The 24,144-nt window shown below is 64.2% G+C and carries 20 protein-coding genes; 19 read left to right on the forward strand and 1 reads right to left on the reverse strand.

What is annotated here, in order from left to right; all coding sequences use genetic code 11:
• Positions 1-57 precede the first annotated feature (57 nt).
• The 6 genes from ACP7B7_RS05850 (at position 58) to ACP7B7_RS05875 (ending at position 8,763) form a co-directional block, all read left to right on the forward strand.
• Entirely contained in the window at positions 58-2,442 is a 2,385-nt protein-coding gene (locus ACP7B7_RS05850) for a TonB-dependent siderophore receptor (RefSeq protein WP_426076010.1), read from the forward strand.
• A gap of 97 nt (positions 2,443-2,539) precedes the next feature.
• Positions 2,540-4,888 (forward strand): TonB-dependent receptor, encoded by a 2,349-nt coding sequence (locus ACP7B7_RS05855; RefSeq protein WP_308920224.1) that lies wholly within the window; start codon positions 2,540-2,542, stop codon positions 4,886-4,888.
• Between the two features lie 61 nt (positions 4,889-4,949).
• The gene (locus ACP7B7_RS05860) at positions 4,950-5,438 is read left to right on the forward strand and encodes a Fur family transcriptional regulator (protein WP_308920225.1); all 489 of its coding nucleotides are present in this window, start codon (positions 4,950-4,952) and stop codon (positions 5,436-5,438) included.
• Positions 5,439-5,508: 70 nt separating this feature from the next.
• Positions 5,509-6,609, forward strand: a complete 1,101-nt coding sequence (locus ACP7B7_RS05865; RefSeq protein WP_308920226.1) for a branched-chain amino acid aminotransferase — start codon at positions 5,509-5,511, stop codon at positions 6,607-6,609.
• Between the two features lie 70 nt (positions 6,610-6,679).
• A complete protein-coding gene (locus ACP7B7_RS05870) occupies positions 6,680-7,384 on the forward strand; it encodes a ribonuclease T2 family protein (protein ID WP_308920227.1) in 705 nt (234 codons plus the stop codon).
• 11 nt (positions 7,385-7,395) lie between these two features.
• On the forward strand, positions 7,396-8,763 hold the full coding sequence (locus tag ACP7B7_RS05875; protein ID WP_308925735.1) for an MFS transporter: 1,368 nt from the start codon (positions 7,396-7,398) through the stop codon (positions 8,761-8,763).
• 6 nt (positions 8,764-8,769) lie between these two features.
• On the opposite strand, the gene ACP7B7_RS05880 is transcribed toward ACP7B7_RS05875, so the two are convergent.
• The gene (locus tag ACP7B7_RS05880; RefSeq protein WP_308920228.1) at positions 8,770-10,404 is read right to left on the reverse strand and encodes an acyl-CoA synthetase; all 1,635 of its coding nucleotides are present in this window, start codon (positions 10,402-10,404) and stop codon (positions 8,770-8,772) included.
• 121 nt (positions 10,405-10,525) lie between these two features.
• On the opposite strand from ACP7B7_RS05880, the gene ACP7B7_RS05885 reads away from it, so the two are divergent.
• From ACP7B7_RS05885 to ACP7B7_RS05945, 13 genes are all read left to right on the forward strand, one after another.
• Positions 10,526-11,209 (forward strand): Crp/Fnr family transcriptional regulator, encoded by a 684-nt coding sequence (locus ACP7B7_RS05885; protein ID WP_426076011.1) that lies wholly within the window; start codon positions 10,526-10,528, stop codon positions 11,207-11,209.
• A gap of 62 nt (positions 11,210-11,271) precedes the next feature.
• Positions 11,272-11,865 carry a hypothetical protein gene (locus ACP7B7_RS05890; protein ID WP_426076012.1) on the forward strand — a complete coding sequence of 198 codons (594 nt, stop codon included), beginning with the start codon at positions 11,272-11,274 and terminating at the stop codon, positions 11,863-11,865.
• 20 nt (positions 11,866-11,885) lie between these two features.
• The gene (locus ACP7B7_RS05895; RefSeq protein ID WP_308920231.1) at positions 11,886-12,263 is read left to right on the forward strand and encodes a DUF2946 family protein; all 378 of its coding nucleotides are present in this window, start codon (positions 11,886-11,888) and stop codon (positions 12,261-12,263) included.
• 70 nt (positions 12,264-12,333) lie between these two features.
• The gene (locus ACP7B7_RS05900) at positions 12,334-12,933 is read left to right on the forward strand and encodes an SCO family protein (protein WP_426076013.1); all 600 of its coding nucleotides are present in this window, start codon (positions 12,334-12,336) and stop codon (positions 12,931-12,933) included.
• A 21-nt stretch (positions 12,934-12,954) separates the two neighbouring features.
• Entirely contained in the window at positions 12,955-13,422 is a 468-nt protein-coding gene (locus tag ACP7B7_RS05905; protein ID WP_308920233.1) for a copper chaperone PCu(A)C, read from the forward strand.
• A gap of 106 nt (positions 13,423-13,528) precedes the next feature.
• Positions 13,529-14,191: a CerR family C-terminal domain-containing protein gene (locus ACP7B7_RS05910; RefSeq protein WP_426076014.1), complete on the forward strand. Its 663-nt coding sequence runs from the start codon at positions 13,529-13,531 to the stop codon at positions 14,189-14,191.
• Complete coding sequence (locus ACP7B7_RS05915; protein ID WP_426076015.1) at positions 14,188-15,396, forward strand: multidrug effflux MFS transporter; 1,209 nt, start codon at positions 14,188-14,190, stop codon at positions 15,394-15,396. Before ACP7B7_RS05910 ends, ACP7B7_RS05915 begins: the two co-directional genes overlap by 4 nt.
• Before the next feature lie 88 nt (positions 15,397-15,484).
• Positions 15,485-16,819, forward strand: a complete 1,335-nt coding sequence (locus ACP7B7_RS05920; protein WP_426076016.1) for a DUF3422 family protein — start codon at positions 15,485-15,487, stop codon at positions 16,817-16,819.
• Between the two features lie 60 nt (positions 16,820-16,879).
• Positions 16,880-18,406 carry a hypothetical protein gene (locus tag ACP7B7_RS05925; RefSeq protein ID WP_426076017.1) on the forward strand — a complete coding sequence of 509 codons (1,527 nt, stop codon included), beginning with the start codon at positions 16,880-16,882 and terminating at the stop codon, positions 18,404-18,406.
• A 66-nt stretch (positions 18,407-18,472) separates the two neighbouring features.
• The gene (locus ACP7B7_RS05930; RefSeq protein ID WP_426076018.1) at positions 18,473-18,865 is read left to right on the forward strand and encodes a BlaI/MecI/CopY family transcriptional regulator; all 393 of its coding nucleotides are present in this window, start codon (positions 18,473-18,475) and stop codon (positions 18,863-18,865) included.
• Positions 18,862-20,574 carry a M56 family metallopeptidase gene (locus ACP7B7_RS05935; protein WP_308920239.1) on the forward strand — a complete coding sequence of 571 codons (1,713 nt, stop codon included), beginning with the start codon at positions 18,862-18,864 and terminating at the stop codon, positions 20,572-20,574. The genes ACP7B7_RS05930 and ACP7B7_RS05935 overlap by 4 nt, the downstream gene beginning before the upstream one ends.
• Before the next feature lie 15 nt (positions 20,575-20,589).
• A complete protein-coding gene (gene bla, locus ACP7B7_RS05940) occupies positions 20,590-21,519 on the forward strand; it encodes a subclass B3 metallo-beta-lactamase (RefSeq protein WP_308920240.1) in 930 nt (309 codons plus the stop codon).
• Positions 21,520-21,957: 438 nt separating this feature from the next.
• Positions 21,958-24,081 carry a TonB-dependent siderophore receptor gene (locus ACP7B7_RS05945; RefSeq protein WP_308920241.1) on the forward strand — a complete coding sequence of 708 codons (2,124 nt, stop codon included), beginning with the start codon at positions 21,958-21,960 and terminating at the stop codon, positions 24,079-24,081.
• Positions 24,082-24,144 lie beyond the last annotated feature (63 nt).

Below are 24,144 nucleotides of genomic sequence, written 5' to 3' on the forward strand. Positions count from 1 at the left end.
TTTTGCGCGTTCGCTTGGCAATGGAGAATAACCTTGCCATGATGTGAGAAAGAAACCGTGCCGTTGCCCCCTTGTTCCCTGCGATTTCAGCGCCGCCTGCTGCCCTTGTGCCTGACGGCCGCCTTGCTGGCGCTGCCGTGCGTGACGCAGGCGGCGGACACGGCGCGCAGCTACCGCATCGCGCCGGCGCCGCTGGGCCTGGCGCTGCGCCAGTTCGCCGGCCAGGCGGGCATCCTGCTGTCGGCCGAGGGCAGCCTGACGCAGGGCAAGAACAGCGGCGGCGTCAATGCCACCGTGGCGACCGCCGAGGGCTTGCGGCAATTGTTGGCGGGTACCGGCCTGATCGCGGTGCAACTGCCTGACGGCAGTTACATCGTGCGCCTGGCGCCGGTCTCCACGCCGCCGCGCGCCGCGCTGGACTGGCAAACGCTGCCGGCTGTCAGCGTCACCGGCAGCCAGGAGGCCGGCTACCTGCGCGGCAGTTCATCCACCGCCAGCCGCAGCGAGACGGCCTGGCGCGACACGCCGCAGGCGGTCAGCGTGGTCACGGCCGAGCTGATACGCGACCAGGACATGCGCACCATGGCCGACGCCATGCGTTATATGCCGGGCGTGGGCACGGCGGCCGGCGAGGGCAACCGCGACACGGCCGTGTTTCGCGGCAACAGCTCGACCTCGGATTTTTACCTCGACGGCATGCGCGACGACGTGCAGTACTACCGCGACTTCTACAATATCGAACGGGTCGAAGCCGTCAAGGGACCGAACGCCATGGTGTTTGGCCGCGGCGGCGGGGGCGGCATCATCAACCGCGCCACCAAGCAGCCGCAATGGCGCGACGGCGGCGAGGCCACGCTGAGCCTGGGCGCCTGGCGCAGCCGGCGCGCCACCGCCGATGTGGAGCAGGTGATCGGCGAGGCGGCCAGCGTGCGCGTCAACGCCTTGCTGGACAACAGCGCCTCGTTTCGCGACGGCGTGAATCTGCGCCGCGCCGCCATCAACCCGGCCCTGGCATGGCGTCCGATTGCCGCCACCAGCGTGCAGCTGAACTATGAACATTTTCGCGACGACCGCGTCACCGACCGGGGTGTGCCGTCGTACCAGGGCCGGCCATTCGAGACCGGCCGCTCGACGTTTTTCGGCAAGGCCGGCGCCAGCCCGTCATGGGCGCGCATCGATGCTCTCAGCTCCATCGTCGAGCACGGCTTTGCCGGCGGCGCCGTGTTGCGCAACCGTACCCGCCTGGCCGACTACGACAAGCTGTACCAGAATGCCTTTCCCAGTGCCGTCAGCGCGGACGGCGCCAGCGTCACGGTGCTGGCCTATAACAGCGCCACGCGGCGGCGCAATCTGTTCAACCAGACCGATGTCGAGTGGACGGTCGACAGCGGCGCCGTGCGCCACCGCCTGCTGGCCGGCCTGGAACTGGGCCGGCAGAGCACAGACAATCTGCGCAATACCGGCTATTTCACCAGCCTGGGCAACGACGTCACGCATATCCTGCTGCCGACCAGCCATCCGGTAACGGACTTGCCCATCACGTTCCGCCCCAGCGCCACCGACGCCGACAACCACGGCGTGGCCGACACAAACGCGGTTTATCTGCAGGACCAGCTGCGGCTGTCGCCGCAATGGCAGCTGATTGCCGGGCTGCGCCATGAACGCTTCGCCGTCGACTTTCGCAACCGCCGCAATGGCGCCGTGATCGCCCGCACGGACCGGCCCTGGTCGCCGCGCGCGGCCGTCATCTATCAACCGGTGGCAACGCTGTCCCTGTACGCCAGCGCCAGCCAGTCTTTCCTGCCGCGCGCGGGCGAACAGCTGGCCTCGCTCACGCCGTCCAACGCCGTGTTCGAACCCGAGCGTTTCCGCAACCTGGAACTGGGCGCCAAATGGGAAATCCGGCCCGGCCTGGCGGCCAGCGCGGCGCTATACCGCCTGGCGCGCAGCAATGTGGCCGTGACCGACCCGGACGATATGCTGCGCGCGATCCTGGTCGACGGCCAGCGCAGCGAGGGACTGGAACTCGATCTGAACGGAAAAATCAACGAAGCCTGGAGCATCGCCGGCGGCTATGCGCTGCAGCATGCCGTGCTGGCGGCCACGCAGTCGGCCAGCGCCCAGGATGGCGCGCAAGTGGCCCATGTGCCGCGCCACAGCCTGTCGCTGTGGAACCGCTACGATTTCTCTCCCGCCTGGGGCTTGGCGCTGGGCCTGGTCGCCCGCAGCGCCGTGTATGCCTCGGCCTCGAACACGGTCACCTTGCCCGGCTACGCCCGCCTTGACGGCGCCTTCTATTTCAAGCCGAACCCGTCCTTCCAGCTGCAGCTGAACCTGGAAAACCTGACGGACAAAACCTACTACGCCTCCGCCCACAGCAACGACAACATCGCGCCCGGTTCGCCGCGCGCGCTGCGCATGACGGCGGCGTGGAAGTTTTAATTTGCAGCATTCCGCATCTTGCATTCCATAGCCAGCCAGCCGCGCGCGTGCGGTAGCCAGCCATTATTCATTCATCCGACATACTGAAAGAAAAGCGATGACCTCGAAAGACACAGCACGCACCAGCAAGCCTGGCGCCATTATCCGCAGCCGCAAGCACCAGCCGTCTTCCGCACCGCGCATGCACGGCACCGCGCTGGCCGCCTTTGCCACCCTGGCCCTGCCGTTCGCCGCGCACGCGCAAACGGTGGACAAGCCGCAGCAACTGCAGGAAGTCAAGGTGGTCGGCACCGCCGAGCGCCTGATCCAGGCGCCCGTGAAATCGGCCTCGGACAAGCTGACCGCGCCGCTGCTCGACACGCCGAAATCGGTGACCGTGATTCCGGCCGAAATCATTGCGCAAACGGGCGCCGTCTCGCTGACGGATGCGCTGCGCACCGTGCCCGGCATTACCATCGGCGCCGGCGAAGGCGGCAACCCGGTCGGCGACAACCTGTTCATTCGCGGCTACAACGCCCAGACCGACACCTATATCGACGGCATCCGCGACACCGGCTCGCAATCGCGCGAGATCTTCGCGCTGGAACAGATCGAAGTCGTCAAGGGCCCGAACTCGGCCTACGGTGGCCGTTCGTCGGCGGGCGGTGGCGTCAACCTGATCAGCAAGACGCCGAAAGCGGACAATTTCACCAATGCCTCCATCGCCCTGGGCAGCGCCAAATACCGCCGCGCCACGGCGGACCTGAACCGCGTCGTCAGCGACGACGTGGCCGTGCGCCTGAACGTGATGGCGCATGACGCCCATGTGGCGGGCCGCGACTTCATCAATGGCGACCGCTGGGGCATCGCGCCATCCGTCACCTTCGGCCTGAAATCCGCCACGCAAGCCACGCTCAGCTACTACCACATGCAGTCGAGCGAACTGCCCGACACGGGCTTGCCGTTCAATAATCCGTTCTCGTCCGGTGTCAACGTGGCGAAAAACGGCAACGGCACCCCCGTCGACGTGCCGCGCAATACCTTCTATGGCCTGGTCAACCGCGACTTCCGCGACACGCAAAGCGATATCGGCACCATCGACCTGCGCCACGATTTCGGCGGCAAGCTGGTGCTGCGCAATGTCACGCGCTACGGCAAGACCAGCAACGACTACGTCTGGACCCAGCCCGACGATTCGAAAGGCAACACCATGTTGTACGGCACCGTCTGGCGCCGCGCCAACACGCGCGTCACCGATACCGATGCGCTGGCCAACGCCACCAGCCTGGGCGGTGAGTTTTTTGCTGCGGGCGTGAAAAACACCTATACGGTGGGCATGGAACTGAGCCGCGAGGAAACCGGCCGCAGCTCGTATATCTTCAAGCCGGGCACCAACAACCTGGTCGATAACACGACCGTGTGCAAGGTGTCGGGCGCCGTCACCGGCTACAACTGCGCGCCATTGTTGAACCCGAACGCCAACGATCCGTGGGTCTACACGCGCACGGTGTCGCCGGCCCGCACCAATGTGGTCACCAACACGCGTTCCGTGTATGGTTTCGACACGCTGGAATTCACGCCGCAATGGCTGCTGAACCTGGGCATCCGCTGGGACGACTACAAGAGCGCCCTGAACGTGCCGCAATACACGCTGGACGGCAAGGTCACCAACGCCAGCAGCGCCAATGTGCACGCCACCTTCGCCAGCTACCAGGCGGGACTGGTGTACAAGCCCTCGACCAACAGCAGCGTCTACGTGTCGTACGGCACCTCGTCCACGCCACCGGGCAATGACGGCGGCGACGGCCTCGATGGATTGACGGCGGCGATCCAGAACCTGAAACCGCAGGAAAGCAAGAGTTTCGAACTGGGCACGAAATGGGAAGTGCTGCCGGGCGGCCGCCTGTCCCTGAGCGGCGCCTATTTCCAGAGCAATATGAGCAATGCGCGCGTGACGGCGCCGGACGGCACCACACAAAACGTGGGCGACAAGGAAGTCAAGGGCATCGAGCTGGGCGTGAGCGGCAATATCACGCGCGACTGGTCGGTATTCGGCGGCTACACGCACCTGAACGCCATCGTGAAAAACAACGGCTACGTCACGAATGGCGTGGTCAATGGCGTGACGCAATATGCGCCGTCGCCGTACAACGGCAACCAGTTCCCGACCACGCCGAAAAACAGTGCCTCGCTGTGGACCTCGTATGCGGTCACGCCGGCCATCACCATCGGCGGCGGCGTCAACTATGTCGACAAGGTCTACGCGTCGGTGGCCAACAACAAGTTCGCGCCGGCCTACACCCGCTTCGATGCCATGGCCAGCTATATCGTCAGCCGCAACGTCACCCTGCAGCTGAACGTGCAGAACCTGACCGACAAGCTGTACTTCGACAAGGTCTCCTCGCCGCACTACGCCGGCGTGGCGCCGGGCCGTTCGGCCACGCTGACGGCCAACATGAAGTTTTGATCGTCCTCATCAGCGCCGCCAGCCGAGCGGCGGCGCTTTTTTCATCACCAGGAGGAGCAATATGCCGATGGCCGGTGCCCATTCCATGCCAGGCGGCGATAGCCGTATTTTCGAACGCCTGCGCGCCGCGCGGCTGCGCCCGACCAGCGCCCGCGTCTGCATCCTGCAAATATTATCCGCCAGCGAGCGCGCCGCCCTGAATGCGGAAAGCATCTACCAGCAACTGCTGCAGATCGGCATCGCGGTCAGCCTGGGCACGATTTACCGCGTGCTCAAGGAAATGGAGCAGTCAGGCCTGCTGCTGCGTGAACGCGAGGCCAGTGCCAGCGGCAACAAGGCGCGCTACCTGATCAAGGCCGACCGGGTCGAGACGGACAGCTGCTACCTGGTGTGCCGGGTCTGCGAACGCAGCGTGCTGATGCAGGATGCCGCGCTGATCGAGCAGCTGCGCGGCACCGCCGCCTTGCACGGCATGGAAATCGGCGCCCGGGTGCTGTCGGTGCAGATGCGCTGCGCCAGTTGTGCGGAAGACGTGCCTGGCCGGCGATAGCGACGCCATCTGCCCCATCCGCCGCTTTGGCGCTACAATAGCTGACTCTCTTTTTTTGTAGCTTGCCGCCATGACCACGTCCACACCGAACATCACCATCACGCCTTCCGCCCACCCCCTGTCCGACGCCGAACGCGGCGAGCGCATGAACAAGCCGGCCTTTGGCCGCGTGTTTACCGATCATATGGTGGTGATTCCTTACCGCGACGGCAAGTGGCAGCAGGGCGAACTGAAAGCCTACGGCCCGTTGATGCTGGACCCGTCGGCCTCGTCGCTGCACTACGGCCAGGCCATTTTCGAAGGCTACAAGGCGTTTGCCCAGCCCGACGGCAGCATCAAGACCTTCCGTCCTGAACAGAACGCAGAACGCTTCAACCGCAGTGCCGCGCGCCTGGCCATGCCGGCCATTCCCGTCGACCTGTTCCTGGAAGCGGGCGACGCGCTCATTTCCATCGACCGCAACTGGGTGCCGGGCAAGACCGGCGAGAGCCTGTACATGCGTCCACTGATGATCGCCACCGACCCTTACCTGGGCGTGCGTCCGTCGGAAGAATACCTGTTCGTGCTGTTCGCCTCGCCTGCCGGCGCCTATTTCCCGCAAGGCGTGAAACCGGTCACCGTATGGATCAGCGAAGACTTCGTGCGCGCCGCGCCGGGCGGCACCGGTGAAGCCAAGTGCGCCGGCAACTATGCGGCCAGCCTGATGGCCCAGTCGCAAGCGCAAGAGAAGGGCTGCGACCAGGTGGTCTGGCTGGACGCCGTGCACCGCGAATTCATCGAAGAGATGGGCGGCATGAATTTGTTCTTCGTCTACAAGGACGGCGACAAGGTGACGGTGGTCACGCCGGAACTGACGGGCACCTTGCTGCCTGGCATTACCCGCCGCAGCCTGCTGGAAATGGCGAAAGACCTGGGCTATGCCACCGAAGAGCGCAAGCTGTCGGTACAGCAATGGCGCGACGATATCGCTTCGGGCCGCATGACCGAAGTGTTTGCCTGCGGCACGGCCGCCGTCATCACGCCGGTCGGCGTGGCCAAGGCCAATGGCTTTGAAATGACCATCAACAACAACGAGAACGGCGCCGTCACCCTGGCCCTGCGCGAAGCCCTGCTGGGCCTGCAGCACGGCACGGCCGCCGACACGCACGGCTGGATGCACAAGGTCTGCTGATTTACCGTGTTTGAATCACACTGCGCCGGCACCATGTTGCCGGCGTTTTTACATCGTTGAAGGAAATCCCATGCAACTGCGCTTTATCCTGCCTTTGTTATTGAGCCTGGCCAGCGGCCTGGCGCACGCTGCCGACGCCCAGTGTGTGGCGCCACGCAATATCAGCTTTGCCGACTACGACGTCAAGCCGTCGGACGAAAAAAATACCTGCTACAAGCAGAGCACCAACGTGCCCACCGATTACTTCATGCTGGCGCTGTCGTGGTCGCCCGGCTTTTGCGACAGCCAGCGCCGCCGCGGCGAGATTTCCAAAAAGGCCGCCTTCCAGTGCGCGGAAAGCAATCACTTTGGCTGGATCGTGCACGGCCTGTGGGCGCAGTCCGCCAACCCGGCCAGCTGCGACGATCTTTCCGTCACGCCGCCGCGCAAGACGGACCTGCATCCGCGCTATTGCAAGGGCAACCTGCCGAAACTGGCGCCGTCCGAGATCCTGCCTTATATGTGCATGCAGCCCGGTGAAGCATTGCTGCAGGGCGAATGGGAAAAGCATGGCGCCTGCGATTTCGGCACGGCCAAGGAATATTTCGAGAAGGAGCGTGAATTGTTCCAGGCCCTGAAATTGCCTGCCACTACCATGCCGAAGAACGAGTTGTTCCAGTGGATGAAGGAACACAATCCGCAGCTGAAAGGCCGCTGGCTCGGTTACGAAAAACACTCGGGCGAGCTGCGCATCTGCTACTCGAAGGATTTCAAGGTGATCGATTGTCAGAAGTAAAGCAGGCAGTGATGGTGGGCGAGGATGGCTTGCCGCCCGGTGCGCGCGGCTGGGCCATGTTGTCGCTGGCCATCGGCGTGGGCATGGCCTCGCTCGATACGGCGATCGCCAATACGGCCTTGCCGGCCATCGCCAGCGAACTGCATACGACGCCGGCGGCCTCGGTGTGGATCGTCAATGTGTACCAGCTGGCGATGGTGGCGACCCTGCTGCCGTTTTCTGCCCTGGGCGAGATCGTCGGCTACCGCCGCGTGTTTATCTCCGGCATGTTGCTGTTCACCCTGGCCTCGCTGGCCTGCGCCATGGCCTGGTCGCTGCCCTCGCTGGTGGTGGCGCGCCTGTTTCAAGGCGTCGGCGCCAGCGCCATGATGAGCGTCAACACGGCGCTGCTGCGCGTGCTGTACCCCAGGCATCTGCAGGGCCGGGCCTTCGGCAATAATGCGCTGGTGGTCGCGGTGGCGTTTGCCATCGGCCCCACGGCCGCCTCGCTGATCCTGGCGACCGCGTCGTGGCCGTGGCTGTTCGCCATCAACGTGCCGCTCGGCGTGGCCGGGTTTTTCCTGGCCCGCCGCATGCTGCCGGCCACCCGCTTGTCCGGTCATACAATGGATGGCCGCACGGCGCTGTACAACGTGGGCGCCTTCGGTTTGCTGATTTTACTGTTCGGCGACGCCGCCCACCATGCGCCATGGACCACCTTGCTGCCAGAGCTGGTGGCGGTGGTACTCTTCTTTATCCTGCTGCTGCGCCGGCAAAGCGGCCACCAGGCGCCGATGTTGCCGGTCGACCTGTTTCGCCGGCCGCTGTTCTTTTTGTCGTCGATGACGGCGATCTGCACCTTTGCCGCGCAAGGCCTGGCGTTCGTGTCGCTGCCATTCTATTTTGAAGTGACCCTGGGCCGCTCGCCGATCGAGACGGGCTTTTTGATGACGCCGTGGGCCGTGCTGGTGGCGGTGATGGCGCCGATTGCCGGGCGTCTCAGCGACCGCTATTCGTCGGGCCTGCTGGGCGGCATCGGCCTGGCGGCGCTGGCCACCGGCCTGCTGACCCTAGTGTGGATACCGGCCAACCCCGGCGTGGTCGATATCGGCTGGCGCATGGCGCTGTGCGGCATCGGTTTCGGCTTTTTCCAGGCGCCCAACCTGAAAGCCATCATGGGCAGCGCGCCACCCGAGCGCAGTGGCGGCGCCAGCGGCGTGGTCGCCACCTCGCGCCTGGTCGGCCAGGCCACCGGCGCCGCGCTGGTGGCCTACTGTTTTACCGTTTCAGCCACGCGCGGCACCAGCTATGCCTTGTTGCTGGCGGCGGGCTTTGCGGCGCTGGCCTGCATCGCCAGCTTTTCACGGCTGGTGGTGGCGCAGCCGGCCGCCCAGCCCTGAGGCGCTTCAGACGTCGATTGCCTTGTCGGACTGCATGCGCTTGCGCAGTTCGAACTTCTGGATCTTGCCGGTCGAGGTGCGGGGCAGGGGACCGAAATAGATTGCTTTCGGTACCTTGAAGCCGGCCAGGTTGTTCTTGCAAAACGCGATCAGTTCGGCTTCCGTGACACTGGCGCCCTCGCGCAGTTCCACGAATGCGCAGGGCGTCTCGCCCCATTTTTCGTCGGGCTGGGCGATCACGGCGGCGGCCAGCACCTGCGGGTGGTGATACAGGGCGTCTTCCACTTCCACGCTGGAGATGTTCTCTCCGCCTGAGATGATGATGTCCTTGCTGCGGTCCTTCAGCTTGATATAGCCGTCCGGATAGCGCACGCCCAGGTCGCCCGTATGGAACCAGCCGCCGGCAAACGCGTCCTGCGTGGCTTTCTCGTTTTTCAGGTAGCCCTTCATGCAGATATTCCCACGGAACATGATTTCGCCGATCTGTTCGCCGTCATTCGCCACCGGCTGCATGGTCTCCGGATCGAGCACGGCCACTTCGCTTTGCAGGTGGTAGCGCACGCCCTGGCGCGATTTTTTCACGGCCCGGTCTTCCGGCGACAGCGCGGCCCATTCCTCCTGCTCGGCGCAGATGGCGGCCGGGCCATAGACTTCCGTCAGGCCATACGAGTGGATCAGGTCAAACCCCATTTCTTCGATGCGCGCCACCATGGCCGCTGGCGGCGGTGCGCCCGCCACCATGCCGCGCACGGTCCAGTCGATGCCCTCGCGCCAGCCGGCCGGCGCATTGGCCAGCCCCGCATGCACGATGGGCGCCGCGCAATAATGGGTGACGCGCAGTTCGCGCATCAGGTCGAACACCAGCTTCGGCTCGAACTTGCGCAGGCACACATTGACGCCGGCGCGCGCGGCGATGGTCCAGGGAAAGCACCAGCCATTGCAATGGAACATCGGCAAGGTCCACAGATAGACGGCATGCTTGGGCATGTCCCATTCGAGGATGTTCGACAGGGCGTTCAGCGCTGCGCCACGGTGGTGGTAGACCACGCCTTTCGGGTCGCCCGTGGTGCCGGACGTGTAGTTGAGGGCGATCGCATCCCATTCGTCGGCGGGCGGCTGCCAGGCGTAATCGGGGTCGCCGCCGGCCAGCAGGCTTTCGTAGTCGAGCTCGGCAAACGCTTCCACCTGCGGCCCCAGTTCGTCATTGACCTGGATCACGCGCAGGCCGGGAATCTGTGCCGCCATCTGGCGCGCCAGCTCGGCAAATTCGGTATCGGCCAGCAGGACCTTGGCCTGGCCGTGGCGCAGCATGAAGGTCAGCGAGGCCAGGTCGAGACGGATATTCAGGGCGTTGAGCACGGCGCCGGCCATCGGCACGCCAAAGCTCGCCTCCACCATGGCGGGCGTATTGGGCAGCATCACGGCCACCGTGTCGCCTTTGCCCACGCCCAGTTTCGCCAGGCTGGATGCGAGCCGGCGCGTGCGGGCATAGGTGTCGCGCCAGTTCTGGCGCACGCCGCCATGTGCAATTGCCAGGCGATTGCCATATACTTCGGCTGCCCTGGCGATATAGTCGAGCGGGGTAAGGGCGGCATAGTTGGCGCTGTTCTTGCCCAGGCCGGTGTTGAAATCGGGTGTCATGGTGTGTCTCCTGATTGAAAATCTGCTGCTCCCTGTGGGCGGGGCTGGTGCCGACCAGCATAGCACCGGTATTGAAAAATCACTGTCACTCAGTTGACAACTGCGGACCAGCAAGGATGGAATGGAACACGATCTGCCCGAACTCGACAGCCACGACTGGTTCCTCGCCCTCGACGCCGGCCACCAGGCGCTGCTGCGCGCCGGCAGCGAACTGCGCCAATTCGAGGCGGGCGCGTATGTCACGCGGCGCGGCGAGCCGTCGCAGCACTGGATCGGCGTGCATGCGGGGCTGATCAAGCTGGCCGTGTACAACGCCGATGGCCGTGGCGCCACGTTTTCGGGCGTGCCGGCCGGCGGCTGGTGCGGCGAGGGCAGCGTGCTCAAGCGTGAACTGCGCCGCTACGACGTGGTTGCCGTGCGCGCCTCCAGCCTGCTGCTGGTGCCGGCCGAGCTGTTCCACCGCCTGCTGGCCGAAAGCCTGTCCTTCAATGCCTATGTGATCCGCCAGCTCAACGAGCGCATGGGCCAATTCATCGCCACCATCCAGAACCAGCGCCTGCTGGACGTCGATGCGCAGGTGGCGCAGGCGATCGCGCAGCTGTTTCACCCGATGCTATATCCGCGCACTTCCAGCGTGCTTGCGTTGTCGCAGGAAGAAATCGGCATGCTGACCGGCATCTCGCGCCAGCGCGTGAACCTGGCGCTGGGCCGGCTGGCCGAGCTGGGCCTGATCAGCATCGCCTGGCAGGCCATCCGCGTGGTCGACCTGGACGGCTTGCGCCATTACGGCGTGGCGTCGCTGTGATGACAGACGGCGCGCGCAAAGCATGGCATGCTGGGCGCTGTCATTATCAAGCGAGCTGACGCATGGCCCTGGTTTCCCATCATCCGCAACACTTGCTGGGCCTGCGTTTTCCGCTGCGCCTGCGCGTCACCGTGCGCCAGGGTTTTGTGACACTGCACAATGAAATCGCCGTCAAAAAGCTGGGCAGCGGCGACAGTTTTGTCGTGCCCGCCTTCTTGCGCTTTGCCTGCGACGTGATGCCGGGCCGCGGCAAGCCGGCCGTGTTCAGCCTGGCGCTGGAACAGGACGAGGCAGAGACAGCGGCAGATCATGGCGGTGGCAAGCGCTGGAGCCGCGCGCTGGCCCGGCATATTTTCCAGTCGCCGCAAGGCCAGTGGACGGCCGCCCGTTTGGCCGCGCTGTGGCAGGTGACGCCGCACAAGGCGCGCTCGCGCCTGTTTGCCGAAGGCGAAGCCTTGCTCAGCCTGGTGCGCGAACAGCGGCTGGCGCATGCCCTGCATACGGCGGCGCAAGCCGATCTTGGCGACGAGCGGGGGCTGGCGGAAGTGGCGGCCGGTTCCGGCTTTGCCTCGGTGCCCGCGTTTTGCGATGCCTGCACCGATGTGGCCGGCGTGCGCCCCGGCCTGTTCCTCGGCGGGCCAGGGCCCGCGCTGTGATACTCCGCTATAATCGCGGCATGGGACATTTTTTACAGCGCAAGCAGTGGAGTCTGTGGTTCGCCTGCCTGGCGCTGCTGCTCAATGCCCTGTTGCCGTCTTTGTCGCATGCGTTTGCGGCCAGCCAGGGCAGTGCCGCCGTCGAGATCTGCTCGGCCAGCGGCGCCGTCTACACGCAGGCCGACCTGGCGCCCCCATCCGGTCCGCAGCCCCAGCATATCGAACATTGCCTGTACTGCATGCACCATGCGGGCAGCCTGGCCTTGCCGCCAGCGCCGCCGCCGCTGGTCGCCGTGATCAAGGGACACGATGCGTATCCGCCGCGATTCTGCCAGGCCTTGCTGCCGCAGTTTGCCTGGCGCGGCGCGCGCCCGCGCGGGCCACCTGCGGCCGCCTGAGTTACCGTCTTTCCCGCCGCCACGCGGCACCATCTTTATGCAGTACTACGCCCATCGGGCCTGATATCATATGAAACGTCGCTTATTCCTTCTCGCCGGCACGGCGGGCATGCTGACGCTTGCCGCCTGCGGCGAGCCAGAACCCAAACCCCATTACAACGGCATCGACCTGACCGGTGGCGATTACAAGCCCGACTTCAAGTTGAGCGGCCCCGACGGCAAGGTCTACACCCTGGCCGACTTCAAGGGCAAGTATGTGATGGTCTTCTTCGGCTTTACCCAATGTCCGGACGTGTGCCCGACGGCGCTGTCGCGCGCCGTCGAAATCCGCAACAAGCTGGGGCCGGATGCCGACAAGCTGCAAGTGATCTTCATCAGCATCGATCCCGAGCGCGATACGGCGGCCTTGCTGGGCGAATACATGCGCGCCTTCGATCCGAGCTTCCTGGGGCTGCGCACCGATCCGCAAGCCACTGCCCAGACCGCTTTCAACTACAAGGTGTTCTACCGCCGCGTGGTCAGCGGCAGTTCCTACACCATGGATCACACGGCCGTCAGCTACGTGCTCGACAAGGAAGGGCGCATGCGCCTCGGCCTCAAGCACCAGCTGACGGCTGACGAATGCGCGCAAGACATCAAGACTCTGATGACCGCCAAATACACCTTATAAATCCCCTGAAAGGATCACATCATGTTTCACTTGAAAACCGTTGTTGCCGCCACCCTGGCCGTGCTGTCATTCTCCGCCGCCGCGCAAAGCGCCGTTACCGTCACCGAGCCGTGGGTGCGCGCCACCGTGGCGCAACAAAAGGCGACCGGCGCCTTCATGCAGATCACGGCGCCGAAAGCCATGCGCCTGGTCGAAGTGCGCAGCGCCGTGGCGGGCGTGGCCGAAATCCATGAGATGAGCATGAGCGACAATATGATGCGCATGCGCCAGGTCAAGGAACTCGCGCTGCCGGCCGGCAAGGCGGTCGAGCTGAAGCCGGGCGGCTATCATGTGATGCTGCTCGACCTCAAGGGCCAGGTCAAGGCGGGCGACAAAGTGCCGCTGACTCTGGTGCTGGAAGGCGAGGACAAGAAACGTGAAACCATCGAAGTCAATGCCGTGGCGCGTCCGCTGGGCGGCGCCCCGGCGGCGCATTCGATGCAGCACTGATCGTTGCTTTCCTAAAACCCGGTGCGCCGGGTTTTTTTACGTCTGCTTGAAAATTAAACAGTTGTTTGATATGATCTCAAACAACTGTTTAATTCATCCATACATCATGACCATCGAAAACAATACCGAACCCGCACGCGCCCGCATCTTGCAAACAGCGGCCGAGCTGTTTGCCGAACATGGCTATGCCAGCACCTCGGTGCGCAAGATTTGCGAGGCCGCCCAGGTCAACGTGGCGATGGTCAATTACTATTTTCACAGCAAGGAAGAGCTGCACCTGGCCGCCTTCGACCATGCGCGCGAACTGGCAGCGGCTTCGGCGCCAACGGTAGCCGAGGCCAGCGCGGCGGCCAACCTGCCGCCTGCCGAGCAATTGCGCCTGGCCATCGAAGCGCTGGTGTCCGACATGCTGCGCGGCGGGTCGGCCACGCTGTTCAGCCGCCTGGTGGCGCGCGAACTGCTGGAACCGACCGCCGCCATTCACAAGCTGGCCGAGCGCAATGTACGCCCGCAGCACGCGCTGTTTACCGGTCTGATCCGTGGCGTGGTGGGCGAGGCCATGCCGGCCGATAGCGTGCAGAAATGCGTGTTCAGCGTGATCGGCCAGGCCGTGTTCTATGCGCGCTCGCGCATCGTGCATGAACTGGTGGCGCCTGAAATCACCTATGACCAGGCGGGCATCGCCGCCATCGCCAGCCACGTGGCGCAGTTTTCGCTGGCCGCGCTGGACGGCATGCGGGCCCGATACACGGCAGAGGTGGCCGCATGAAGGCCCGCAACCTGACCCTGGTGCTGGCGGGCCTGGCCATGCTGGGCCCGTTCGCCACCGATACCTTTTTGCCGTCGTTCCCGGCGATCGCCACCCATTTCGATGTCAGCAGCGTGCTGGTGCAGCAGACCCTGAGCGTCTACCTGGCCGCCTATGCCTTCATGACCTTGTTTTACGGCACCTTGTCCGACTCGTTCGGCCGCCGTCCCGTGATTCTCGGCTCCCTGCTGCTGTTCGCCGTCGGCTCGATCGGCGCCGCGTTTGCCCCCAGCTTTGGCTGGCTGCTGTTTTTCCGCGGCATGCAGGGCGCCTCGGCCGGCGCGGGCAGGGTGATCGGCCAGGCCATCGTGCGAGATACCCTGTCCGGTGCGGCCGCGCAAAAGATGCTGGCCAATATCATGATGGTGTTCGGCATCGCGCCCGCCATCGCACCGATTATCGGCGGCTGGCTGCATGTCGCCTACGGCTGGCAGTCGACCTTTGTGTTTACGTTTTCCGTCACCGTGCTGCTGATGCTGGCCTGTTTGAAGGGCTTGCCGGAAAGCTTGCCGGCCGCCCAGCGCCAGCCGTTTCATCCTGGCACCATCGCCGCCAATTACTGGCAGGCGCTGCGGCACAAGGTGTTTCTGCTGCGCTCGCTGGCGGTGGCGTTTGCGTTTGGCGGCTTCGCGCTGTATATCGCGTCGGCGCCGCATTTCATCCTGGATCTGCTGCGCCTGCCCGAAACGGCGTTCGGCTGGATGTTCGTGCCGATGGTGGCGGGCCTGGTGCTGGGCTCGGCGCTGTCCGGCAAGCTGGCCCACTCGGTGCCGAGCGCTATATTGGTGCGGCGCGGCCTGCTGGTAATGGCGGCCACCGGCGTGCTGAACATGGCGTACAACCACTGGTTTGTCGCCAGCATCCCGTTTGCCGTGGTGCCGGTGGCGCTGTATGCCTTCGGCATGTCGATCGCGCTGCCGGGCATGACCATGTCCACTCTCGATATTTTCCCGCGGATGCGCGGCCTGGCCGCCTCCTTGCAGAATTTCGTGCAGATGGTGCTGTTTGCGCTGGTGTCCGGCTTTGTCGCGCCGCTGCTGTTCGATAGCGGCTTCAAGCTGGCGCTGGGGCAGGCGGCGGCCGTCGTCCTGGCCGGTTTCTTCTGGTGGCTGGGCACGCGCCAGGCGGCCGCTCACGGGTCGACTAGGGCGGTCAAAAGCAACTAATAGTCAGGCATGCATGCCGCTTTGTTACACTGTCACTATCGGCCGCCTGCACGGGGCCAGGCAGCTTTGTAACTTTATTGGCAGATCCATGCACCTTATTAACTCCAGTCTTAACCACGCCTTGCGCGTGCCGCTGGCCGCGGAAATCCATTCGCGGCCCTTTTTGCAGCTCGATGCACCGGAACTGATCACCCACCTGGCCGTCTACAGCAACGACCAGCCCGCTACGGGTGTGTCCAACATGCAGGCCCAGCACGCCACCCTGGCGGCGCTGTGCACACATTTCGGCGTTACCGGCCCCAGCAGCGAAGCGAAGTATTTTTATTATGACTTCGGCCGTTTCCGCCTGAAGTGGGAATGCCATACGGAATTTGCCACGTTTACCTTTGCCGAGCATCCCGATGCTCCCGTGCCGCTGGCGCAAGCGTTCGAGTCGATGCCGCTCGAACAATTGCCGCAGCAGTGGCTGGCCGGCCTGAAAGGCAAGCTGATGGTGGCGGCGCACGTGGTGCTCGAGCGCGCCGTCGAGCCGGCCGACGCCTACATGCAGGGTTTGGCCAAGGTTTTCGAAGGCAATACCCTGGTCGGCAGCGAAGTGCTGCAGGGTGGCGAACTGTGGACCGATTTCACCATTCAGTCCGACGGCTTCAGCCGCTTCATTATCCGCGACGCGGGCATGCGCTCGCAGCAATCGGGGCGCCTGGTGCAGCGCGTGCTGGAAATCGAAACCTACCGCATGTTTGCCTTGCTGGGCCTGCCTTACGCCATGCAGGCCGCGCCATCGCTGAACGCGATTGAAAACGAGCTGGCGACCCTGGCCGCCGCCATGGTCGAGACCGATAATGCGCGCGGCGATGACGGCGTCTCCGAGCAGGCCTTGCTCGACCGCATCACGCGCCTGGCGGCCCGCATCGAAAAGCTGTCGCTCGACAATAGCTACCGTTTTTCCGCCTCGAAAGCCTATATGGGCCTGGTCCGGGCCCGCATCGAGGAGCTGCGCGAAGTGCGCATCGAGGGCATACCGACGGTCGAGGAATTCATGGACCGCCGCCTGACGCCGGCCATGAGCACCTGCGAAGCGATGGCCAGCCGCCAGGAAGCGATGGCCCAGCGCATCGCCAATACCAATGACTTGCTGCGCACCCGCGTCGGCATCGTGCAGGAATTGCAGAACCGGCAAATCCTGCAATCGATGAACGAACGTGCCGCCCAGCAATTGCGGCTGCAGCAGGCCGTCGAAGGCTTGTCGGTGGCGGCCATTTCCTACTATGTGATCGGCCTGTTCAGCTATACGGGCAAGGCGGCCAAGGTGATGGGCTTGCCGCTCAATCCGGAAATCCTGGTCGGCGCGCTGGTGCCGTTCGTGGCGGCCGGTGTATGGCTGGGGCTGCGGCGCATGCATCACAAGCTCCATGCGCACTGAGCAGGACGACAGCCGTGCCTGAAGTTTGCTATGGTCCGACATTGAGCTTAACAAGGAGCCATGGTGCTAGCAAATGTCGGCGATATCTACAGTGTGTTTTCAATGGAGCTGCAGCAATACGTGGCGTGTCAGGTCACCCAGCTCAAGCCGGCGTCGTCGCCCAGGGGCACGCCGCTGGCGGCCGTGCTGGAACTGGACTGGAGCGGCGATGCCTTGCCCGACGCGGCGGCCGCCAGCCGCATGCGGCCCTTGCGCTACAGCTATTTTTTCATCCGGGACCGCCTCGATCACGGCTTTGTGACGGCCAATGTGCCGCCCGACCACGTGTTCATTGCCAATGTGCCCCCGCTGGTGGAAGAGGAGGTCAACACCTACAAGTTCGGCTGGGACGTGGGCGCCAGCATGGCGCGCCAGCGCAACTGGGAGAAAATTGATCCCGAACGGCGCGCGCAATTCCAGGCCGCATCGAGCGACAAGCAGGTGACCGTCGGCGGCCATGTCTTCAAGCAGGACGCGACCCGCATCAACGACAGCGTGCTGGACGCCATCAAGGACTTGTCCGAACTGGACCGGTTGCCTTGCCTGATGAACATCGAAACGAAGCAGGGCACGCCCGAGCTGATGGCGTATATCCAGCGGCATCCGTTTATCAACGAGCTGGACTGGCAATCGTCGACCGTCACCGATATCGACGTCAGCGCCACCCGCCTGAACCGTTTTATCCTGCAGCCCGATGGGGTTGCCAAGGTGCGCCTCAATCCCGAGCTGTACCTGTTCTCGCTGACGGCCATGCCGTCGCCGCAGTTGCGGGTCGAGCAGGCGGAGCAGGGGCGCGACCTGACTTTGCAGTGCGTGGAGAACATGCCGGTCCTGCAAGGCTTGGACCGCCTGGGCGCGTTGTCGCTGACCGGCGTCACGGAGGTCGACCTGGCGCCGGTGGTCCGACGCTTTCCTCAACTGAGGGAGTTGCGCATCTGGGGCAAGCCCGGCAATGCCAGCAATTTCCACAGCATCGCGCAGCTGACGCAGTTGCAGATGCTGACCACGTTTGATGTGTTCGGCTTCGGCGCCGACGAGTTCCCCGCACCTGAACAATTGCCGAAGCTGTCGCAGCTGTGGATGACCAGCGTGTCGGCAGATGTCGCCAAGGCCGTCAAGACGGTGTACAAGAAAGCGGCGGCGCAGGGGCTGGACTTGTCGATCAGCAAGCCTCGCAAACCGGAATGGCTGGCCGAGAACCTGCACAATCCGTTTCGCGACTGGGATGGCAGAGAGCAGATTTCGGCAGCCCAGGCAAAGAAGGCGGCGCTGGCCTACAAGAACCTGCTGGCCGCCACGCGTGCCATCGACGCCACCATGCCGGCGGCCGAGGCTGCCGCCGCGCTGGACGCCATGGTGACGGCCTATACCGTGGATTTCAACAAGATGGACCGCTCCGGCATGATCGAAACCGTCGAGCGCGAGGAAATCTACAGCGTGCTGGTCGATGTATTGAAACAGTTGGAACAGGAGCTGGGAGAGCAGGGGGCCGTGCTGGTGCGGCAGGAACGCCTGTATGAATTATTCGACCAGTTGCGCGACTTCTGACGCAGGTACATCCGGAGTAGAAATAAAGTTCTAGACATAAAGTTCTAGTATGGGTATGCTGGCGTCATGTCAAAACATAGCCCACTCCCCACACCTACCGCAGCCGAACTGGAGCTGCTGCGCATCCTCTGGCAGCACGGTCCGCTGGACGCGCGTGCCGTCTATGATTTTCTTGCGCTCGAGCGTGCCGACGCCAGTTACGCCACCGTATTGCGCCAGCTGCAACTGATGCATGGCAAAGGCCTGCTGAGCCGCGATGAAAGCCGGCGGCCTCAGCAATACTGCGCTGTGGAAGCGCAGGAAAAAGTGCAGACCAGCCTGCTCAAGGACCTGATCGGCAAGGTGTTTGCCGGTTCCGGCAAGGCACTGGTGCTGACCGCCCTGCGCGAGCATGTCAGCGACGCGGACCGGCTGGAAATCGAAAAAATCCTGCGCAACAAGGATGCGGGCAAGCCATGAACCTGGCCATGCTGATTCCCGCACTGGGCTGGTCGCTGCTGTATTTTGTCTGGCAGGGACTGGCGGTCGGCGCGCTGGCAGCCGTGGCCCTGTGGCTGCTGCGAGGCGCTGACGCGCGTGCCCGCCATGCGGTGTGCGCGCTGGCGCTGCTGGCGTGCTTGGTCATTCCTTTGACGCATCTGCTGTATCTGCTCGGCGCCGTAGCGCCGCCGTCCTCCGCCTTTTCTTCGACGCTGCTGAACGCGTGGATGCCGTCGCTGGTGCTGGCCTGGAGCGCAGGCGTGGCCTTGATGAGCTTGCGCCTGTTGCTGGGCCTGGCCTGGGTCGCCCGGCTGCGCCGCCAGGCCATTGCCGCACCGGCCATCTGGCAGCAGCGCCTCGATGCGCTGGCCTTGCGCATGGGTCTGCGTTCCCCGGTCCCGCTCAGGCTGCATGCGGCGCTGGCCAGTCCGGTGACGGTCGGCTTTTTCCGTCCGCTGGTGCTGCTGCCGGCGTCCTTGCTGAGCGGCATGCCGGTGCCTTTGCTGGAAGCCCTGCTGGCGCACGAACTGGCGCATGTGCGGCGCTGGGATTACCTGGTCAACCTGTTGCAGAGCGTGGCCGAAGCGCTGCTGTTCTTCCATCCCGTGGTGTGGTGGTTGTCGGCGCGCCTGCGGATCGAACGCGAACTGGTGGCCGATGCGCTGGCGGCGCAGTCCTTGCAGGATCCGGCCCAGCTGGTCAGTGCGCTACACCAGCTCTCTTTGCAGCCAGCAACGCCTGGGCACGATGGCTTGTTGCTGTCGGCGCGCGGCGGCACCTTGCTCATGCGCATCCAGCGCCTGATGGCGCCCGCGCCCACGCTGATGCCGGGCAGGGCGGGCTGGAAACTGGCGCTGCCGGCCATGCTGCTGGCCGGTTCCACCTTGCTGGCCCAGGCGCCGCGCCCGTCCGCGCCGCCGATACGGCTTGCCGCCGCCAGCATGCTGGCGCTGCCCGTCAATGCCCGCCATATGCTGGTGATCGACGACGCCAGCGGCAAGGTGCTGATGGCGAAGGACGCCGATGCCATCGTGCCGATCGCCTCGATCACCAAGCTGATGACGGCCATGGTGGTGCTCGACGCCGGCCTCGACCCCGATGAAACACTGCGCATCGTGCGCGCCGATGGCGAGCCCAGCCAGCGCCGTGGCGTGCTGGCCGACGGCGTGCAAGTGCCGCGTTCGGTGGCCTTGCAACTGGCGCTGCTGCCGTCCGAAAACCGCGCCGCCGCCGCCCTGGCGCGTACTTATCCCGGTGGCCGCGCGGCGTTTGACCTGGCGCTGCAAGCGAAGATCCGCAGCCTGGGCCTGAAACGCACGACCCTGGACGACCCGGTCGGCACCTCGCCGGCCAACACCTCGACCGCCACCGAAGTGGCGCGCATCGTGGCGGCGGCCGCGCGCTATCCCGAGATCGCCCGCATCACCACGGCCGCGCAAGCGAGCGTGGCCGTCAACGGCAGGCCGCGCACCCTGCACAACACCAATGCGCTGGTCGGCCATGCCGGCTGGGACATCGCGCTGTCGAAAACCGGCAGCAGCAACGAGGCCGGCAGTTGCCTGACCATGCGCATGAAGAGTGGCGGCAAGCATGTCACCGTGGTGCTGCTCGATGCCGACGGCGCCGAGCGGCGCGGCCTCGATGCGGCCCATATCCGCACCGCGCTGGCTTCCAATACCTATTTTTAACCCTGGAGAATAATAATGACGAGATTGGCAAAACTGTTGGTGGTGGTGGCGATGACGGCGGCGGGCATGGCGCAGGCACAGGATGTGCCGGTGAACTGCGACGACTGCAAGGCGTGGAATGCGCCCGTCAAGCCGTTCAATATCTACGGCAATACCTGGTATGTGGGCGTGGCGGGCTTGTCCGCCGTGCTGGTCACCAGTGACGGCGGCCATATCCTGCTCGACGGCGCGCTGCCGCAATCGGCGCCGCTGATCCAGGCTAACATCGAGTCGCTGGGTTTCAGCATGAAAGACGTCAAGCTGATCCTCAATTCCCACGCGCACTGGGACCATGCGGGCGGCATCGCGGCGTTGCAGCGCGCCAGCGGCGCCACCGTGGTGGCCAGCGCCTCGGGCGCACAGGTGCTGCAGAGCGGTACCAACGGCCGTGACGATCCGCAATACCAGGCCAAGCCGGTGGTGCGGGTGGCCAAGGTCGACCAGGTCACCGTGGTAAAAGAGGGCGACGTCGTCAAGCTGGGGAAACTGGCGCTCACAGCCCATATGACGCCCGGCCATACGCCCGGCGCCACCACCTGGACGTGGCAATCGTGCGAGGACCAGCGTTGCAAGAATATCGTCTACGCCGACAGCCTGAACGCCTATTCCAGCGGCGACTTCACCTTTACCGGCAAGGGCAAAACGCCCGATATCTCGGCCTCGTTCCAGGCCAGCATAGACAAGGTTGCCGCTTTGCCGTGCGACGTGATTATCTCCGTGCACCCGGGCATGACCAAGGTGCTGGAAAAAGCCGCCGGGCGCACCAGCGAGCACAATCCCTTTGTCGACGCGGGCGCCTGCCGCGCGTACGCGGACAATGCGGGGAAATTGCTGGCCAAGCGATTGGCGAGCGAGCGGGGGGCGGTGGTGCAGGATGCGGCTACGGGTACGCCGCATAGCCATTAAGATACCTCATTTACGCCAGGATACTCGATGAATGCTGGCTATAACCGCAGCATCCTGCAGGGTGCTGTGAATAACGAAACGCAGACTCAGGCGATGAAAAAATGGCAGGCGAAAAAGCCGGAATGATTCGTTAAACGTGTTTATAACCAGGCGGGTCTTGAGAGCTATATAGACCAACAGACGCGTTTGCCTGCTACGCTTGCAGTGTCGGCACGGCCTGCCGAAGCCAGTGGCGGACAGGTCGTGTTGCCGCAAGACGCTCAGCAGATGATGGTTAGGCGATAATTGCCTGTGATGAGCAGAAACCGCTAGCGTATGGACGCCTGCCGCGCCTGCCTGGATGAGGCCAGAAAAAAATGCCTTCAGGTCTTTAGTGAGAATCGATTATCAATTACAATGCAAGCCTATTGCATTTCATTGACTGTTTTCAGGAAGCTCATGTCTCCATCCCGATTTTTACGCCGCCCCGCCGCACTGTTGCTCGCCGCCGCCAGCCCCCTGGCGCTGGCCGCCGATCCCGTGCCCGCCGAAGACACCACCGGCCACAGCCATATCCCGGAGGTGGTGAACGTGAAAGCCGAGCGCCAGCATTACCGCAGCCTGTCGGCCACCGGCGCCACCAAGACCGACGCCTTGCTGATGGATTTGCCGCAGAGCGTGCGCGTGCTGACCGGCGATTTGCTGCGCGATGCGGGCGTGACGAATTTGGCCGGTGCGCTTGAATTGTCCAGTGGCATTGCCAAGCAAAGCCCGCTGGGCGGCCTGTGGGACAGCTATGCCATGCGCGGCTTTACGGGCGACCCGAATTTCGGTTCCGACTATATGGTCAACGGTTTCAGTTCCAGCCGTGGCTACAACGGCATGCGCGACGCGGCCAATACGCAGAACATCGAGGTGCTCAAGGGGCCGGCGTCGGCCCTGTATGGCCGGGGCGAGCCGGGCGGCACCGTCAATATCACCACCAAGAAGCCGAAATTCGTGCCCGAATACAGCGCCGATGTTTCGCTGGGCAGCTTCAACATGAAGCGCGCCGCCGTCGACCTGACCGGCCCCCTGAGCGACACCGTCGCTTATCGCCTGAACGCCGCGCATGAACAGGGCGACAGCTTCCGCGACACGCTCAAGGTCGAGCGCAGCATCTTTTCGCCATCGTTCATCTGGCTGCTGGGCGACCATACGACGGTGTCCTACGAGATCGAAGCCGTGCGCCAGCGCGCGCCGTTCGACCGCGGCGTGCTGGCCGTCAATGGCAAGCTGGGCGTGGTGCCCGTGTCGCGCTTCCTCGGCGAGCCGAATGATGGTCCGATGACGGTCAAGTCGCTGGGCCAGCAGCTGTTCATCCATCACGATCTGTCTGGCGAGTGGATATTGCAGGCCGGGCTGTCCTACCGCGACAGCGAACTGACGGGCTATTCGAGCGAGGCGAACAACCTGCTGGCGGACGGACGCACCTTGCGCCGCCAGCGCCGCCACCGCGATTTTTCCTCGACCGATGTGTCGGGACGCATCGAACTGCTGGGCAAGCTGACCACGGGCGCGTTCAAGCATGAAGTGCTGCTGGGCGTGGACGCCTACCATTTCGACGACCACCGGGTGCAGCTGCGCCGCAACCCGTCCGCCGGCAATGCTTACGCGATCGATATCTTTGCCCCGGTGTATGGCGGCGTGGCCGATCCGCTGGCGTTGTCGATCGATACGCAAGAGGGGCAGAAGGCGCACGGCCTGTATGCGCAGGACCAGATCGACCTGGGTGCGCAATGGAAGGCGCTGGTCGGCGTGCGCCACGACAGCTATGACCAGGATGTGACGAACAATCGCCTCAAAGTGAGCAATAATCAGTCGCTGTCGGCCACCAGCCCGCGCGTGGGCCTGGTCTACCAGCCGTCGAAAGCGTGGTCGCTGTACGCCAGCGCCGCCAAGGGTTTCCGGCCCAACAGCGGCATCAGCATAGCCAACCAGGCGTTCCCGGCCGAGCAGAGCCGCTCGTACGAACTGGGCGCGAAACTGGACACCGGCAAGCTGACGGGTACCCTGGCCGTGTATGACATCAGCAAGCGCAATGTCTTGACCACCAATCCGCTCAATACCGATTTCGCCATCGCCGCCGGCGAAGTGGGCAGCCGCGGGCTGGAGCTGGACGTGTCGGGCGAACTGGCGCGCGGCTTGCGCGTCTCGGGCGCCTATGCCTACACGGACGCCACCGTCACGCGTGGCGACAATACCATCGTTACCGGCAGCCGTTTTGCCAACGTGGCGCGCCACAGCGCCAATATCGTTGCCACCCAGCAGTTCATCCTGGGCAGCGGCACGGCCAGCGTCGGTGGCGGCCTGCAATACGTGGGCGAGCGCCTCGGTGACGTGGCCGTCAGCAGCAACTTCACCTTGCCGGCCTATACCACCGCCAAGCTGCTGGCCTCGTACTCACCGACCGCGAAGCTGCGCCTGTCGCTGAATGTGGAAAACCTGTTCAACCGCAGCTACTACGCCAGTTCCTACAGCCCGCTGTGGGTGGCGCCGGGGGCGGAGCGGACGGTGACGTTGAATGCGCATTACAGGTTTTGATATGTTTAACCCCCAGTCTCCGCCGTTGGGTTAAATAACGCCATCCTCCCACCAACATTCCTC

The sequence above is a fragment of the Janthinobacterium sp. PSPC3-1 genome (genome assembly GCF_049896105.1).
In the GTDB taxonomy this organism is placed as follows: domain Bacteria; phylum Pseudomonadota; class Gammaproteobacteria; order Burkholderiales; family Burkholderiaceae_D; genus Janthinobacterium.